Source organism: Tardiphaga sp. OK246, from assembly GCF_900188215.1.
GTDB classification, from domain to species: Bacteria; Pseudomonadota; Alphaproteobacteria; order Rhizobiales; family Xanthobacteraceae; genus Tardiphaga; species Tardiphaga robiniae.
In genome coordinates, this window is record NZ_FZOX01000001.1 from 1,232,685 (window position 1) to 1,247,704 (window position 15,020).

The 15,020-nt window shown below is 62.0% G+C and carries 15 protein-coding genes; 9 read left to right on the plus strand and 6 right to left on the minus strand.

Annotation, left to right across the window (positions count from 1 at the left end):
* Positions 1-82 precede the first annotated feature (82 nt).
* A complete protein-coding gene (locus CHC01_RS05990; protein ID WP_089263290.1) occupies positions 83-607 on the plus strand; it encodes a GNAT family N-acetyltransferase in 525 nt (174 codons plus the stop codon).
* A 15-nt stretch (positions 608-622) separates the two neighbouring features.
* Here the strand turns inward: CHC01_RS05990 and CHC01_RS05995 are convergent, their stop codons facing one another.
* The 3 genes from CHC01_RS05995 to acnA form a co-directional block, all read right to left on the minus strand.
* A complete protein-coding gene (locus CHC01_RS05995) occupies positions 623-985 on the minus strand; it encodes a DUF2794 domain-containing protein (protein WP_089263291.1) in 363 nt (120 codons plus the stop codon).
* Positions 986-1,421: 436 nt separating this feature from the next.
* Positions 1,422-2,174, minus strand: coding sequence for a DUF1223 domain-containing protein (locus CHC01_RS06000; protein WP_089263293.1), 753 nt, complete (start codon positions 2,172-2,174; stop codon positions 1,422-1,424).
* Between the two features lie 167 nt (positions 2,175-2,341).
* Positions 2,342-5,062, minus strand: coding sequence for an aconitate hydratase AcnA (gene acnA / locus CHC01_RS06005; RefSeq protein ID WP_089263295.1), 2,721 nt, complete (start codon positions 5,060-5,062; stop codon positions 2,342-2,344).
* 230 nt (positions 5,063-5,292) lie between these two features.
* Between acnA and ccmA the strand changes: the two genes are divergently transcribed.
* From ccmA to CHC01_RS06035, 6 genes are all read left to right on the plus strand, one after another.
* The gene (ccmA, locus tag CHC01_RS06010; protein WP_089263297.1) at positions 5,293-5,895 is read left to right on the plus strand and encodes a heme ABC exporter ATP-binding protein CcmA; all 603 of its coding nucleotides are present in this window, start codon (positions 5,293-5,295) and stop codon (positions 5,893-5,895) included.
* Positions 5,892-6,560, plus strand: coding sequence for a heme exporter protein CcmB (ccmB, locus tag CHC01_RS06015; RefSeq protein ID WP_089263299.1), 669 nt, complete (start codon positions 5,892-5,894; stop codon positions 6,558-6,560). The genes ccmA and ccmB overlap by 4 nt, the downstream gene beginning before the upstream one ends.
* 123 nt (positions 6,561-6,683) lie before the next feature.
* Positions 6,684-7,421: a heme ABC transporter permease gene (locus CHC01_RS06020; RefSeq protein ID WP_089263301.1), complete on the plus strand. Its 738-nt coding sequence runs from the start codon at positions 6,684-6,686 to the stop codon at positions 7,419-7,421.
* The gene (gene ccmD, locus CHC01_RS06025) at positions 7,421-7,600 is read left to right on the plus strand and encodes a heme exporter protein CcmD (RefSeq protein WP_089263303.1); all 180 of its coding nucleotides are present in this window, start codon (positions 7,421-7,423) and stop codon (positions 7,598-7,600) included. The genes CHC01_RS06020 and ccmD overlap by 1 nt, the downstream gene beginning before the upstream one ends.
* Positions 7,597-8,175 carry a DsbE family thiol:disulfide interchange protein gene (locus CHC01_RS06030; RefSeq protein ID WP_089263305.1) on the plus strand — a complete coding sequence of 193 codons (579 nt, stop codon included), beginning with the start codon at positions 7,597-7,599 and terminating at the stop codon, positions 8,173-8,175. The genes ccmD and CHC01_RS06030 overlap by 4 nt, the downstream gene beginning before the upstream one ends.
* A gap of 145 nt (positions 8,176-8,320) precedes the next feature.
* Positions 8,321-8,692 (plus strand): ComEA family DNA-binding protein, encoded by a 372-nt coding sequence (locus tag CHC01_RS06035; RefSeq protein ID WP_089263307.1) that lies wholly within the window; start codon positions 8,321-8,323, stop codon positions 8,690-8,692.
* Between the two features lie 75 nt (positions 8,693-8,767).
* Here the strand turns inward: CHC01_RS06035 and CHC01_RS06040 are convergent, their stop codons facing one another.
* On the minus strand, positions 8,768-9,673 hold the full coding sequence (locus tag CHC01_RS06040; RefSeq protein WP_089263309.1) for a LysR substrate-binding domain-containing protein: 906 nt from the start codon (positions 9,671-9,673) through the stop codon (positions 8,768-8,770).
* 237 nt (positions 9,674-9,910) lie between these two features.
* Here CHC01_RS06040 and katG point away from each other — a divergent pair, with 237 nt between their 5' ends.
* Both katG and CHC01_RS06050 read left to right on the plus strand, forming a co-directional pair.
* Positions 9,911-12,115, plus strand: a complete 2,205-nt coding sequence (katG, locus tag CHC01_RS06045) for a catalase/peroxidase HPI (protein WP_089263311.1) — start codon at positions 9,911-9,913, stop codon at positions 12,113-12,115.
* Positions 12,116-12,335: 220 nt separating this feature from the next.
* Positions 12,336-12,941 (plus strand): glutathione S-transferase family protein, encoded by a 606-nt coding sequence (locus CHC01_RS06050; RefSeq protein ID WP_089263313.1) that lies wholly within the window; start codon positions 12,336-12,338, stop codon positions 12,939-12,941.
* A gap of 6 nt (positions 12,942-12,947) precedes the next feature.
* On the opposite strand, the gene fabI is transcribed toward CHC01_RS06050, so the two are convergent.
* The gene (gene fabI, locus CHC01_RS06055; RefSeq protein WP_089263315.1) at positions 12,948-13,754 is read right to left on the minus strand and encodes an enoyl-ACP reductase FabI; all 807 of its coding nucleotides are present in this window, start codon (positions 13,752-13,754) and stop codon (positions 12,948-12,950) included.
* A gap of 4 nt (positions 13,755-13,758) precedes the next feature.
* Positions 13,759-14,985 (minus strand): beta-ketoacyl-ACP synthase I, encoded by a 1,227-nt coding sequence (gene fabB, locus CHC01_RS06060; protein ID WP_068730055.1) that lies wholly within the window; start codon positions 14,983-14,985, stop codon positions 13,759-13,761.
* Between the last annotated feature and the right edge of the window lie 35 nt (positions 14,986-15,020).

The following is a 15,020-nucleotide window of genomic DNA, read 5'->3' on the forward strand; positions in this document are numbered from 1 at the left end:
GCTCAGAGCATAGAGAAGATCTTAGCCCCGGCCGAAAGGCCGGGGCTTTTCTTTTGGGTGGAGCAAAAATAGTCTCAGCGCCATGTCCGATATTGAAATCAGGCCCGCCACGGCGGCAGATCTGCCCGCGATCACCGCGATCTATGCCGAGGCGGTGCAGTTCGGCACGGCCACGTTCGAACTGATCCCGCCAGATTTGGCCGAGATGACGCGGCGTTTCGAGGGGATGGTGAGCGGGGGCTATCCGTATCTCGCGGCTGTGCTGGAAGGCCGGGTTGTCGGCTATGCCTATGCCAGCGCGCATCGCCCGCGACCGGCCTATCGCTTTACCGTCGAGAATTCGATTTATCTCGATCCGAAAGCCCAACGGCGAGGCGTTGGCGGCAAACTTCTCGCGCGGTTGATCGCCGAATGCGAGAGCCGCGGCTACCGCCAGATGGTCGCCGTGATCGGTGACAGCGCGAATGCCGGCTCCATCGCGGTTCATCGCAATGCCGGATTTCAGATGGTTGGGGTGCATACCGATGTCGGGTTCAAGTTCGATCGCTGGCTTGACACCGTTTCGATGCAGCTCGCACTTGGCGACGGCGCCCGCACGCTGCCCTGACGCTCTGCGAATCGATTACACCACCGCCAGCTTGCGATCGATCACCAGGAGCACGCGGTCGAGTTCTTGGCCGCGGCGCAGAATCATGCCGCTGGCCGAAATCACGCTATACATGCCCTGCTTGCGCGCCAGTCGCGGATCTTTCTCGATGCGATAGAGCGGCACTTCCGACGAGCGGCGGAACACCGAGAACACCGCGCGGTCGCGCAGAAAGTCGATGGCGTAATCGCGCCACTCACCGTCGGAGACCATACGGCCGTACAGATTGAGGATGCGGCTGAGCTCAAGGCGGTTGAAGCTGACGACGGGCGCGGCGGCGGCGGAGCCCGTCGCCGCGCGATTCTCGGTGGGCTCAGTATCTCCCGGAATCACGTTCATGCAGCGCCTCCTGTCATATCGCCGACATGATCGCGCCGACCGCGGTCCTCTGCAAGGGCCGATCCGCAGGGCTGATGGTAGAAATTTCCCGTCACGGGAACGTCAGGTGAATCTTATTGCCGCCAAATTTTGGCCCATTGGGCGCCCTTCTGGATTGCGACAAGAAGATACTGCGTCGGGTCCGGTTCTTCCGGTCTCGGATTCCTCAGCCCCCAGCCCCCCGCGGTCGTTGGGATCGGACCCTGCGCAGGAAGTTAATCCCCACTGGGCCAACGCAAGTTGGTCCTTTTCTTTTTGGTGGATGCTTTTGCGAGACCATCAAGCGTCATTGCGATAGGCGAAGCGACGAAGCAATCCAGTCTTCGCCGAGGGCTCACAATGGTGCGGGCATGCCACGCGTAAGCGCAGCAGCTACCGAAGTTATCAATCTGAAGACTTACTGTAGCGACGTATAGGCCGCGCCGCGCATCGCGCCGGGCTTGTCGCGCGTGCCGTCTTGCACATAAACGACGGCGGCATCGACACCATCCCTGGAGATGTTCTCCAGCGGCAGCGTCCAGTTGGCGGCGTTGCCGGTCCAGTCACCGACCTTCAGCCAGTTCCGGACGACATTGTAGTAGGTCAGTTGCTTGCCGCGATTCTCGCCGCGCCCGACCGTGATCGGCACTGCCTTCGACACGGAACAGATCCAGACTTCGCCATGCGCCGTATCCGGCGCATTGCTCGATGCGGCAACGGACACGTTGACGTGTTTGCCGGAAACCGACATCGACACCGGCACCGTCATCACGGTGCCTTTCTTGGTTTCGCTGATCGCGCCCTGGATACGATCGGCATCGCTGCCGATCACCTGAGTGGCGCCGTTGACGACGACTTGCGGCGTGTAGACGTCGCGATCACCGCGCATCTGTGAATAGGCCTTCTGCCGCGCGCTGAAACGCGAGTCGGCCAGCGTGTCCTTCCAGCCCAGGTAGTCCCAGTAGTCGATCGGCATGCTCAATGCGATCACGGACGGGTCTTTGGCGAGGTCGCCGATGATCTTGTCTGCAGGCGGGCAGGACGAGCAACCTTGCGAGGTAAACAGCTCCACCACGGCCCTAGGCTGGGCCAGCGCGCTACCGCTTGCTGCAATGGCGGCGCACACGCTGAGCGCGCCGGTCCACTGCGATATGCCGCCAAAGGATTTCATGAGGTTTTGCCACGCTCGAGGTGAGACACATAACAGACGGTGTCACACATTGGTGTCGCTAACACGTTCATGCCCTCAAACGCCAGAAGGCGGCCCTTCATAGGCCGCCTTCTGTTCACTAGCCACTCACTTCGCGGTGAGGCACTACGTCACACCACGTATGGGCGTCAGGCTGCAAGCTGACGCAGCACGTAATGCAGGATGCCGCCATTGCGGTAATATTCGAGCTCGTCCAGCGTATCGATGCGGCAGAGCAGCGTCTCCTTGTGGAGTGAGCCATCGGCCGACACGATTTCCGCCACCATCTGCTGGCGCGGCTTGATGTCGCCGGTCAGGCCGCGGATCGTGACCTTCTCGTCGCCCTTGAGGCCGAGTTTCTTCCACGATGAGCCGTTCTCGAAGGTTAGCGGCAGAATGCCCATGCCGACCAGATTGGATCGATGAATACGTTCGAAGCTTTCGGTAATCACGGCGCGAACGCCGAGCAAACGGGTGCCCTTCGCAGCCCAGTCGCGCGACGAACCGTTGCCGTATTCGGCACCGCCGAACACGACCAGCGGCACTTGTTCGGCCTGATACTTCATCGCGGCGTCGTAGATCGACATGGCTTCGCCATCGGGCCAGTGCTTGGTCATGCCGCCTTCCGGCACGTTGCCGTCAGCACCCTGCATCATGAAGTTCTTGATGCGGATATTGGCAAAGGTGCCGCGCATCATCACTTCGTGGTTGCCGCGGCGCGTGCCGTACTGGTTGAAGTCGGCCGGGCGCACCTGGTGCTCCGACAGATACTTGCCCGCGGGTGAGGTGAGCTTGATCGAACCGGCAGGCGAGATGTGGTCGGTAGTGATCTTGTCGCCGAACAGAGCCAGGATGCGCGCATCGATGATGTCGGTGGTCGGCTCCGGTTCCTTCTTCATGCCTTCGAAGTAGGGTGGGTTCTGCACATAGGTCGAACCCATGTTCCACTTGTAGGTCTCGCTCTCGACCGTCTTGATCTTGCGCCAGTTGGCGTCGCCGTCGAACACGTTTGCGTACTTCTTCTTGAAGATAGTCGACGTCACGTACTTCTTGATGAAGGCGTTGATATCCTTCGTGGTCGGCCAGATGTCTTTCAGGAACACCGGCTTGCCATCCTTGCCTTCGCCGATCGGCTCGACCGCTAGATTCTTGGTCACCGTACCGGCAAGTGCGTGCGCGACGACCAGCGGCGGCGAGGCGAGATAGTTTGCCTGCACGTCCGGCGAGACGCGACCCTCGAAGTTACGGTTGCCCGAAAGAACCGCTGCGGCAACGATGCCGTTGTCGTTGATCGATTTCGAAATCTCCGGCGGCAGCGGGCCGGAATTGCCGATACAGGTGGTGCAGCCGAAGCCGACGAGGTTGAAGCCGATCTTGTCGAGATCGAGCTGCAAGCCGGAATTGGCGAGATATTCAGCGACGACCTGCGAGCCCGGCGCCAGCGAGGTCTTCACCCACGGCTTGGTCTTGAGGCCCTTGGCCACGGCGTTACGTGCCAGCAGGCCGGCGGCGATCAGCACGCTCGGATTCGAGGTGTTGGTGCAGGAGGTGATGGCAGCGATCACCACGTCGCCATGGCCGACATCGAAGTTCTTGCCCTCGACGGGGAAGCGCGCGTTGTGGCTATCCGGCTTCTTGTATTCGGTGGTTAGCGCGGCAGAGAAGCCTTCGGCGATGGCGGGCAGTGCGACGCGGCCTTCCGGACGCTTCGGGCCGGCCATCGAGGGTACGACGTCGCCGAGATCGAGCTTCAGCGTTTCGGTGAACACCGGATCGGGCGACTTGGCGGTGCGGTACAGGCCCTGCGCCTTGGCATAAGCGGCAACCAGTGCGACACGCGCCGATTTGCGGCCCGAAGTTTTCAGATAGTCGATGGTGGCGGCATCGACCGGGAAGAAGCCGCAGGTCGCGCCATATTCCGGCGCCATATTTCCGATTGTCGCCTTGTCAGCGACCGACATGGCGTCGAGGCCGGGGCCGTAGAATTCCACGAACTTGCCGACGACGCCCTGCTTGCGCAGCATCTGGGTGACGGTGAGCACGAGGTCGGTGGCGGTGACGCCTTCCTTGAGTGCGCCCGACAGCTTGAAGCCGACCACGTCGGGCAGCAGCATCGACTGCGGCTGGCCGAGCATCGCGGCTTCCGCCTCGATGCCGCCGACGCCCCACCCGAGCACGGCGAGGCCGTTGACCATGGTGGTGTGCGAGTCGGTGCCGACCAGCGTGTCCGGATAGGCGACCTCGAAGGTGGCGGTCTTCTTGCCGACCGTCATCTTCTGCTTCTTCGTCCAGACGGTCTGGGCGAGATATTCGAGATTGACCTGGTGGCAGATGCCGGTGCCGGGCGGCACGACAGAGAAATTCGAGAACGCGCTCTGGCCCCACTTCAGGAACTCGTAGCGCTCCTTGTTCTGCTTGTACTCTTCGGCGACGTTCTTGCCGAACGCCTTGTTGTCACCGAAGAAGTTCACGATCACCGAGTGGTCGATGACCAGATCGACCGGGACCAGCGGGTTGATCTTCTTGGGATCGCCCTTCAGCGCCTGCATCGCGTTGCGCATGGCAGCAAGATCGACTACCGCGGGGACGCCAGTGAAGTCCTGCATCAGCACGCGCGCAGGGCGGAACGAGATTTCGTGCTCAAGCTTGCGCTTCTTCAGCCATTTCGAGAAAGCAACGATGTCTTCCTTCTTGACGCTGCGGCCGTCCTCGTTGCGCAGCAGATTCTCGAGCAGGACCTTCATCGAATACGGCAGCTTCGAAATGCCCGTCAGACCGTTTTTCTCAGCGAGCGGCAGGCTGTAGTACACGTAAGTTTTAGCGCCCACCTTGAGGGTTTTTTGGCACCTGAAACTGTCGAGCGAGGTCATGTGAAGGGGTCCCAATTCAGTTGACCGATACCCGGAAAATGGTACCGAGACACCGTCGGCGGAGAAGGCCGGTTTGCTCGCAGGCGCCGATTGTGTGCTGCATCAAGTTCCGACTTATAGAATCTTTCTAGAACCGCTGCCATATCGACAATCGTTTGCAGCCCTGCGAAATGATGCAACAACGCCGCGGCGACCTCTGAGCCAAATCAGATGGTCATGGAAGGGTTAAGATGCGGCTCTCGGGGCGCAATTTACGATGCCTGCGGGGCGGCCGCGAAGTCTTCGCCGGGCTCGATTTCGATGCCACGGCAGGCAAGGCAGTGGCGGTCATTGGCCCTAACGGGGCAGGCAAAACCTCATTGCTGCGGTTGATCGCAGGCCTGCTGGCGCCGGCCGAGGGCTCCATCACTCTCGAGGGCGGCGACGGCGAAATGACCGTTGCCGAACAGGCCCATTACCTGGGCCACCGCGACGCCATGAAGCCGGCTTTGACGGTGACGGAAAACCTGACCTTCTGGGCCGACTTCCTCGGTGGCACGCCGGCCGATCCAGCCACGTGCATTGCAGCAGTAGGTCTCTCCCATGCCGCAGCATTGCCCGCGGGTTTCTTGTCGGCCGGCCAGCGTCGCCGGCTGTCGATTGCGCGTCTGCTGACCGTCCGCCGGCCGATCTGGCTGCTCGACGAGCCGACAGCGGCGCTCGATCTGGTCAGTCAGCGGGTATTCGCGGGACTGATGACGGATCATCTCGCAACCGGCGGTCTGATTATCGCTGCGACCCATGGCCCACTTGGTATTCCTGCACGGGAGTTGCGCATCGGGGGCGAGGCGTGAGTGCCCTCGGCGCGTTGATTCGACGCGACATCCGCATTGCCGTCCGGGTTGGTGGCGGGGCGCTGATCGGTGTGCTGTTTTTTCTGACGGTTGTCGTGCTGATGCCTTTCGCGCTGGGGCCGGATCTGGCGTTGCTGGCACGGCTGGGGCCGGCGATTCTATGGCTCGGGGCGCTGCTCGCGAGCCTGCTGACGCTGGACCGGTTGTTTACCGCCGATCACGACGATGGCTCGCTGGATCTCATTCTGATGAGCCGGACGCCACTGGAACTCGCCTGCGCCGCCAAGGCTCTTGCACACTGGCTGGCCGCGGGCGTGCCGCTGATCGTCGCGACGCCAGTGTTGGGGCTGCTGCTCAATCTCGACGGACCGGCGACGCTGGCGGTCGCCCTGACGCTGTTGGCGGGCACGCCGGCGCTGACCTTCACCGGCATGATCGGGGCCGCGCTGGCGGTGACCCTGCAGCGCGGAGGGCTCTTGCTGGCGGTGCTGGTGTTGCCGTTATCGATACCGGTGCTGATTTTCGGCGTTGCGGCCTCCAATGCGGCCATCGCCGGACAGTTGTCATTCTCGACGCCATTCTCGATCCTCTGCGCGCTATCGCTGGCGAGCCTCGTGATCGGGCCTTTCGCGGCGGCGGCGAGCCTGCGGCATGGACTGGATTGAGACAGTTGGATGGATCACGACAGGCTGAGACACTGGATTGACCTGGGTCAACTCGTCGCGAGCCGTGTTGAACGAGAATAAGTTGCATTGATCGCGGACAGGGCCGCGACTATTGGAAATGTCATGACGCTGACCGAACTCGCCAATCCAACCCGGTTCCTGTCGCTCGCCACCCGCATCCTGCCGTGGCTGGCGATGGCGACGGGCATTCTGCTTGCGATCGGCTTGTATCAGTCGGCCATGGCCCCCGATGACTATCAGCAGGGCGCCACCGTCAAGATCATGTTCATCCATGTGCCGAACGCCTGGCTATCGATGTTCGTCTGGGGGGTCATGAGCGTGGCATCGCTGGGCACGCTGGTGTGGCGGCATCCGCTCGCCGACGTCGCCGCCAAATCCGCAGCACCGATCGGCGCGGCCTTCACCTTTCTCGCATTGGTCACGGGTTCGTTGTGGGGCCGGCCGATGTGGGGTACCTATTGGGAATGGGACGCCCGACTGACTTCGGTGCTCATTCTGTTTCTGATGTATCTCGGCCTGATCGCGCTGTGGCGCGCCGTCGAAGATCCATCGCGGGCGGCGCGCGCCGCTGCGGTGCTGACCTTGGTCGGCGCCATCAATATTCCGATCATCAAGTTCTCGGTCGATTGGTGGAATACGCTGCATCAGCCTGCGTCGGTGATGAAGATGGGCGGCTCGTCGCTCGACAAGTCGTTTCTGATCCCACTGCTGGTGATGGCGGTGGCATTCTCGCTGCTGTTCATCACACTGCATCTCGCGGCCATGCGTAACGAGATCCTGCGGCGCCGCCTGCGTGCGCTGCAGATGCTGCAGGCCTCAAAGCCGGTGGCACTCCCGTGATGGCGCTTGGTCCCCACGCATCTTTCATCGTCACGTCCTACGCGCTGGTCGCAGCGGTGGTGCTGATCCTCATCGTGTGGATCGCCATCGATCATCGTCGCGTCCGCGCGCGGCTGCATGAGTTGGAATCCTCCGGCGTGGCGCGGCGCTCGGGTCGTGGCGCGACGGATCTCACATGACCACGCAAGCCACTCCAAAGCGCCGCTGGGTGCTGGCACTGCCTCTGCTGATCTTTGCCGCGCTCGCAGGGCTGTTCTGGTTTCGGCTCGGAGCCGACCCTGCGAAACTGCCCTCGGCATTGATCGGCCGCGCCGCCCCGCAGACGGCGTTGCCCGCGCTGGATGGCCTCACCGATAGCGGCGCGCCGGTGCCGGGCCTCGATCCCGCGGCCTTTAAGGGCAAGGTCAGTCTCGTCAATGTCTGGGCGTCGTGGTGCGTGCCGTGCCACGAGGAGGCACCGCTGCTGACAGAACTCGGCAAGGACAAACGGCTGCAACTGGTCGGCATCAACTACAAGGACGCACCGGACAACGCGCGCCGCTTTCTCGGTCGTTACGGCAATCCGTTCGGCATCGTTGGCGTCGATGGCAACGGACGCGCCGCGATCGAATGGGGTGTCTATGGCGTGCCCGAAACCTTCATCGTCGGCCGCGACGGTCGCATCGCCTACAAGATGGTCGGCGGCATCACGCAGGAGAATTACGAGCGCGTGCTGAAGGTCGAGATCGACAAGGCGCTGCAGGCAGGGTCCTGAGCGCAATCCTCATCATGAGCAAGCCGGCTTAACTACCAAAATAAACTTCAGCTTTTATCTGCGGTTCATTTTCGCGCCATGGCGGCGCCATGAATCCGCAGCTAGCTTGATGGCGTTACTTAACCGTCCTTGGAGGGACACCACGATGCGCCATTTCAAATTTGCTACTTTGACCGCTGCCGCTCTCACTCTGGGTCTGCTCGCATCCGCGCCGTCGATGGCGCAGTCGCCGCAGCCTGCTGCTCCCGCCGGCAAGATGGCTCCGGCCGCCACATCCAAGATGGCGCCTGCCAGCGAATCGAAGATGGCTCCGGCACCGAAGGCTGAACTGCTCGATCTCAACTCGGCGAGTGTCGAGGCGCTCGAGGCTCTGCCCGGTATCGGCAAGGCCTATTCGGCGGCCATCGTCAAAGGCCGTCCGTATAAGGGCAAGGACGAACTCGTGCAGAAGAAGATCGTGCCCGAGAAGACCTATGACGGCATCAAGGACAAGGTCATCGCCAAGCAGAAGAGCTAGGCGCGATCGCTTCGCTCGTCCGGAAACGCATCGGCGCAGCCGCGCCGGTGCGTTTTCTTTTGCGGTCCATCACGATCAGCCGATAACGCTGTCCTTCACCACATTGCCCAATGCGGCGAAGTCCGCCTTGCGCGGAGACGTCCGGCGAAAGGCGAGGCCGATGGTGCGGCCGGGCTGCGGATTCTCCAACCGCAGGAATTTGACGCGCTGGTCGCGTTGTTCGACATCGGCGGCGATCTGCGGGATCAATGTCACGCCATAGCCGCTGGCGACCATCTGCATCACCGTGGAGAGGCTGGACGCAGCGAAGGCCATGCCGTTGCCGCCGGACTGATGGCCGCGCGCTGCGGTGGCGCAGAAGGCCAGCGCCTGATCGCGCAGGCAGTGGCCGTCTTCCAGCAGGATCAGTCGACTCTGGTCGATCTCCATCGCCTTGATGCGTTTGTCGGCGGGGCGGGGATCGTCTGCCGGCACCGCGAGCAGGAACAGATCGTCGAACAGCTTGGCCGTGTCGATCTCGGGCTCGCCAAGCGGCAGCGCCAGCATCGCAGCATCGAGTGCGCCTGACTTGATATCGTCGACCAGTTGCCTGGTCTGCGTCTCGCGCAGCTCCAGCCGCAATTCCGGAAACTGTTTCTGTAGCACCGGCAGGATCCGCGGCAGCAGATACGGCGCGAGCGACGGGATCACGCCCAGCGTCAGCCGCCCGGTCAGGAGTCCGCCGCGATGCCGCGCAAAGTCCACCAGATCGCGCGAGGCCGCCAGCACGTCCTCGCCGCGCCGCGCCACTTCGCGCCCGACATCGGTCAGCATCACCTCGCCGGGCCGACGCTCCACCACCTTGACGCCCAGCGTCCGTTCGAGGTCGCGTATCTGCATCGACAGCGCAGGCTGGGTGACGTTGCAGGCCTCGGCCGCGCGGCCGAAATGGCCGTGTTTGGCAAGAGCGGCGAGATAGCGGAGCTGGCGGAGCGTCATCATGGATTATCAGATAAACTGATCGGGAAGCGAAGACAATTCGACTGGACCTGATCTAAGAATTCTTCCAATCTCTCGTCACGAAGTCCGACTATGGTGAGCGCCAGGCTCGCTGAGGAATTCGGCAGATAATTGAAATTAGACAGCTTTTGGAAAATTTGAGCGGGTTTTTGGTGGCGATCCGGTGTGTCGGTGTTGCCTGGGACGGCTCATATTCCAAACAGCCAGAAGGAGAGACTGATGGACACGACGAATGAGAATGGTGCCGGCAAGTGCCCCGTTGCGCATGCCCCCGCTGCCCGGGCCAATCGTGACTGGTGGCCGAACAAGCTAGACCTGTCGATTCTCCACCAGCACTCGTCGCTGTCCGATCCGATGGGCGATGCGTTCAACTACGCCGAGGAATTCAAGAAGCTTGATTACGAGGCGTTGAAAAACGACCTGCGCAAGCTGATGACCGATTCGCAGGATTGGTGGCCGGCTGATTTCGGACATTACGGTCCGCAGTTCATCCGCATGTCGTGGCACGCTGCCGGCACCTATCGGCTCAGCGATGGCCGCGGCGGTGGCGGTCGCGGTCAGCAGCGTTTCGCTCCGCTCAATTCTTGGCCGGACAACGTCAACATCGACAAGTCACGCCGCCTCCTGTGGCCGATCAAGCAGAAATACGGCAACAAGATTTCGTGGGCCGACCTGCTGATCCTGACCGGCAACGTGGCGCTGGAGACCATGGGTTTTCGCACCTTCGGTTTCGCCGGCGGTCGCGCCGACGTCTGGGAGCCTGATCAGGACGTGAACTGGGGCCCCGAATCCACGTGGCTGTCCCACCGGTCGCTCGACAAGTTCGAAGCTCCGCTCGGTGCCACGGAAATGGGCCTGATCTATGTGAATCCGGAAGGTCCGGGCGCCAGCGGCGATCCGGTTGCGGCGGCCAGCTTCATCCGCGAGACCTTCAAGCGCATGGCGATGAACGACGAGGAAACCGTGGCGCTGATCGCCGGCGGTCACACCTTCGGTAAGACCCATGGCGCTGCGCCTGAGTCCCACAAGGGTCCGGAGCCTGAAGCTGCCGGCCTGGAAGCGCAGGGTCTTGGCTGGGCGAGCAACTACGGTACTGGATCCGGTGCAGACGCCGTTGGTAGCGGCATTGAGGTCACCTGGACGCAGACGCCGGCGCAGTGGAGCAACTTCTTCTTCGAGAACCTGTTCAAGTATGAATGGGTGCAGACCCGCAGCCCCGGTGGGGCCATCCAGTGGGAGGCCAAGGACGCCGAGGAAGTGATCCCCGACGCGCATGATCCATCGAAGAAGCACAAGCCGACCATGCTCACGACGGATCTGTCCCTGCGTCTGGACCCGGCCTATGAGAAAATCTCACGCCGCTTCCTGCAGAATCCGCAGGCCTTCGCTGAAGCTTTTGCTCGGGCCTGGTTCAAGCTGACTCATCGCGACATGGGTCCGCGCGTGCGTTATCTCGGTCCGGAAGTGCCCAAGGAAGAGTTGATCTGGCAGGATCCGATCCCTGCGGTTGACTATCCGGTGATCGACGACACCGACGTCTCTGCGCTCAAGGCCAAGCTGCTGGCATCGGGCCTGACCGTGTCCGAATTGGTCAGCACGGCCTGGGCTTCGGCCTCCACCTTCCGTGGTGGCGACAAGCGTGGCGGTGCCAACGGCGCGCGTATCCGTCTGGCCCCCCAGAAGGACTGGGAGGTCAACCAGCCGGCTCAGCTAGCCAAGGTGTTGCAGGTGCTCGATGGAATCCGGAAGGAGTTCAACGCGGCGCAATCTGGTGACAAGCAGGTTTCGCTTGCCGACCTGATCGTCCTCGGCGGCAGCGCGGCGGTCGAGAAAGCCGCGAAGGATGCTGGCCTGGATGTGACCGTTCCGTTCTCTCCGGGGCGCGGCGACGCCTCGCGGGCGCAAACCGATGTGGAATCCTTCGAGGTGATGGAACCGGTCGCGGACGGCTTCCGTAACTACCTCAAGGCCACGTCGGCCGTACCGGCCGAAGTATCTTTGGTGGATCGCGCGCAATTGCTGACGCTGACTGCTCCGGAAATGACGGTTCTCGTCGGCGGCTTGCGAGTACTTGGTGCGAATTCCGGGCAGTCCGTGCGCGGTGTCTTCACCAAGACACCGGAGACGTTGACCAACGACTTCTTCATCAACCTGCTCGACATGAGCACGGAGTGGAAGGCGGTCGATGGCTCGAACAATGTGTACGAGGGACGTGATCGCAAGAGCGGCGAAGTCAGGTGGACCGGTACACGCGCCGATCTGGTCTTCGGTTCGCACTCGCAGCTGCGTGCCTTCGCGGAGGTCTATGCAAGCGCCGACGCCAAGCAGAAGTTCGTGAAGGACTTCGTCAAGGCTTGGGTGAAGGTGATGAACGCGGATCGTTTCGATCTTGTCGAGAAGCCGATACTGCAGGCGGCTGAGTAACCTCGGCCCGCCATCGTGAATATGAAAGCCCCTGCGACTATGTCGCGGGGGCTTTTTCTTGTCGCGCCGCGTCATACTCAACTGTCATCACTGACACTGCCGGTTACTGGATCCCGCTTTCGCGGCGATGAGAGTTTCGAAGAGTCTGAGCGCTCTGCGTCTTGCAGCTTTCTCCGAATCCCCGCACAAATGGCAAAATGTTTCTCCGGAGGATCTCCAGATGATGAAACTCTACTGGTCGCCGCGCTCGCGCTCATTCACGGCGCTTTGGCTGATGGAGGAAACCGGCGTCGCCTATGAGCGCGTGCTGACCGATATCTCCACCGGTGCGCAGCGCACGCTGGAATTCCTCGCCGTCAATCCGATGGGCAAGGTGCCGGCTTTGCAGGATGGCGACGCCACCATGGCCGAGGCTGCGGCGATTTGCGCTTATGTGGCCGAGCGCTATCCCGAAGCGAAGCTGGCGCCCCCGCTCGGCGACTCGCATCGTGCGAAGTATCTCTACTGGCTGTTCTTTGCGCCGGGCTGTATCGAACCGGCGATCGCACAGATCGCGACCAAGATGGAGCTGAATCCGGTGGCCGCGGGCTGGGGTGATGCGCAGCGCGTGTTCGATGTGCTCGAAGCCGCGCTTGATGAAGGTCCATGGATTCTTGGCGCACAATTCTCTGCCGCCGATATCGCCATCGGTTCAGGACTGAACTTTGCCGTGCGCAATTTCAAGATGGTCCCGTCGCGCCCGGCGTTCGAGCGCTATCTCGACCGTTGCAGCGCTCGTCCGGCCTTCCAGCGGGCAATGGAATTTGCATCGGGGGAAAAGACGTAAGGCGAATTACTCGCTTGCGTCTGCCTTCAACGCATCCGGATGCGGCATCGAGATGATGTTGTAGCCGGAGTCGACGAAATGCGTTTCGCCGGTCACGCCGCCGGAAAGATCCGACAGCAGATACAGCGCAGTGCCGCCGAGTTCTTCCAGTGTTACGCCGCGGCCGAGCGGCGAATGCTTCTGCTGGAATGCGAACATCGCGCGGGAATCGCCGATGCCCGAGCCGGCCAGTGTGCGTACCGGGCCAGCCGACACCGCGTTGACGCGAATGCCCTGGCGGCCAAAGTCAGATGCGAGATAACGCACCGAGGCTTCGAGAGCGGCCTTGGCAACGCCCATGACATTGTAGTTCGGCATCACGCGGGTCGATCCGCCAAAAGTTAGCGTGATCATGGCGCTGCCGGGCTTCATGATTTCCGACGCGCGCTTGGCGACTTCGGTGAAGGAGAAGCAGGAGATCACCATGGTGCGCGAGAAGTTCGCACGCGTGGTGTCGGCGTAGCGCCCCTTGAGTTCGTTCTTGTCGGAGAAGCCGATAGCGTGAACCAGGAAATCCAGCCCGCCCCATTTTTCCTTGATCGCAGAGAACGTAGCATCGACGCTGGCGATGTCCTCGACGTCGCAGGGCAGGATCAGATCCGCATTGAGCGATTCCGCCAGCGGCTTGACGCGCTTGCCAAGCGCATCGCCTTGATAGGTGAAAGCCAGTTCGGCACCCTGCGCATGCAGGGCCTTGGCGATTCCCCACGCGATCGAATGATCATTGGCGACGCCCATGATCAATCCGCGCTTGCCCTGCATCAGTGATGGCATAGCGCTATGCGTCCATCCGCTTGAAGACCAGCGTGGCGTTGGTGCCGCCGAAGCCGAAGGAGTTCGACAGCACGGTGCCGACCTTCACATTGTCGATGCGCTTGCGCACGATCGGCATGTCGGCGAACACCGGATCGAGTTCGGTGATGTTGCCGCTCTCGCAGATAAACCCGTTCTGCATCATCAGCAGCGAGTAGATTGCTTCCTGTACGCCGGTGGCGCCGAGCGAGTGGCCGGTGAGGGCCTTGGTCGCTGAAATCGGCGGGCATTTCTCGCCCGTGCCGAATACGTTGCGGATCGCCTGCATTTCCGGCGGATCGCCGGCAGGCGTCGACGTCGCATGCGGGTTGATGTAATCGATCTTGATGCCGCCGGTGGTGGCCAGCGCCATCTTCATGCAACGCTCTGCGCCTTCGCCCGACGGGGCGACCATGTCGTAACCGTCCGAGGTGGCGCCGTAGCCGATGATTTCGCCATAGATCTTGGCGCCGCGTGCTTTTGCGTGCTCGAGTTCTTCGACCACGACCACGCCGGCGCCGCCGGCGATGACAAAGCCGTCACGGCTGACGTCATAGGGACGCGAGGCCGTCGATGGGGTGTCGTTATACTTCGAGGACATTGCGCCCATGGCGTCGAACAGCACCGAGAGCGACCAGTCGAGCTCTTCGCAGCCGCCGGCGAATACGACGTCCTGCTTGCCCCACTGGATCATCTCATAGGCATTGCCGATGCAGTGGTTCGAGGTCGCGCAGGCCGAAGAGATCGAATAGTTCACGCCCTTGATCTTGAACCAGGTCGCGAGCGTGGCGGATGCCGTCGAGGACATCGCCTTCGGCACCGCGAACGGACCAACGCGCTTCGGACCCTTCGTTCGCGTGATGTCCGCGGCTTCGACGATGGTGCGCGCGGAAGGTCCGCCCGAGCCCATGATGATGCCGGTGCGCTCGTTCGAGATATCCGACTCTTCGAGACCGGAGTCCTGGATCGCCTGTTCCATGGCGATGTGATTCCACGCGGCGCCTTCGCCGAGGAACCGCATCGCGCGGCGGTCGATCACATCGGCCGGATTGATGGTCGGTGCGCCTTGCACCTGCGAACGGAAACCGAGCTCTGCATATTTGTCGGCGCGCGTGATGCCCGACTTTGCCTCATGGAGGCTCGCAAGCACTTCCTGAGTGTTGTTTCCGATAGATGAGACAATGCCCATCCCCGTGACGACAACCCGCCTCATGATCGCCTCGCCCTTTGAATTACGTTGTTGTGGAA

What these genes read in the sequence shown, in the direction of transcription:
- ccmD (WP_089263303.1), top strand. Translation starts at nt 7,421, where the DNA reads ATGGCGCTTGGTCCCCACGCATCTTTCATCGTCACGTCCTACGCGCTG.
- CHC01_RS06050 (WP_089263313.1), top strand. Translation starts at nt 12,336, where the DNA reads ATGATGAAACTCTACTGGTCGCCGCGCTCGCGCTCATTCACGGCGCTT.
- CHC01_RS06035 (WP_089263307.1), top strand. Translation starts at nt 8,321, where the DNA reads ATGCGCCATTTCAAATTTGCTACTTTGACCGCTGCCGCTCTCACTCTG.
- CHC01_RS06030 (WP_089263305.1), top strand. Translation starts at nt 7,597, where the DNA reads ATGACCACGCAAGCCACTCCAAAGCGCCGCTGGGTGCTGGCACTGCCT.
- katG (WP_089263311.1), top strand. Translation starts at nt 9,911, where the DNA reads ATGGACACGACGAATGAGAATGGTGCCGGCAAGTGCCCCGTTGCGCAT.
- fabI (WP_089263315.1), bottom strand. Translation starts at nt 13,754, where the DNA reads ATGCCATCACTGATGCAGGGCAAGCGCGGATTGATCATGGGCGTCGCC.
- CHC01_RS06020 (WP_089263301.1), top strand. Translation starts at nt 6,684, where the DNA reads ATGACGCTGACCGAACTCGCCAATCCAACCCGGTTCCTGTCGCTCGCC.
- ccmA (WP_089263297.1), top strand. Translation starts at nt 5,293, where the DNA reads ATGCGGCTCTCGGGGCGCAATTTACGATGCCTGCGGGGCGGCCGCGAA.
- fabB (WP_068730055.1), bottom strand. Translation starts at nt 14,985, where the DNA reads ATGAGGCGGGTTGTCGTCACGGGGATGGGCATTGTCTCATCTATCGGA.
- acnA (WP_089263295.1), bottom strand. Translation starts at nt 5,062, where the DNA reads ATGACCTCGCTCGACAGTTTCAGGTGCCAAAAAACCCTCAAGGTGGGC.
- CHC01_RS06000 (WP_089263293.1), bottom strand. Translation starts at nt 2,174, where the DNA reads ATGAAATCCTTTGGCGGCATATCGCAGTGGACCGGCGCGCTCAGCGTG.
- CHC01_RS05995 (WP_089263291.1), bottom strand. Translation starts at nt 985, where the DNA reads ATGAACGTGATTCCGGGAGATACTGAGCCCACCGAGAATCGCGCGGCG.
- CHC01_RS06040 (WP_089263309.1), bottom strand. Translation starts at nt 9,673, where the DNA reads ATGATGACGCTCCGCCAGCTCCGCTATCTCGCCGCTCTTGCCAAACAC.
- CHC01_RS05990 (WP_089263290.1), top strand. Translation starts at nt 83, where the DNA reads ATGTCCGATATTGAAATCAGGCCCGCCACGGCGGCAGATCTGCCCGCG.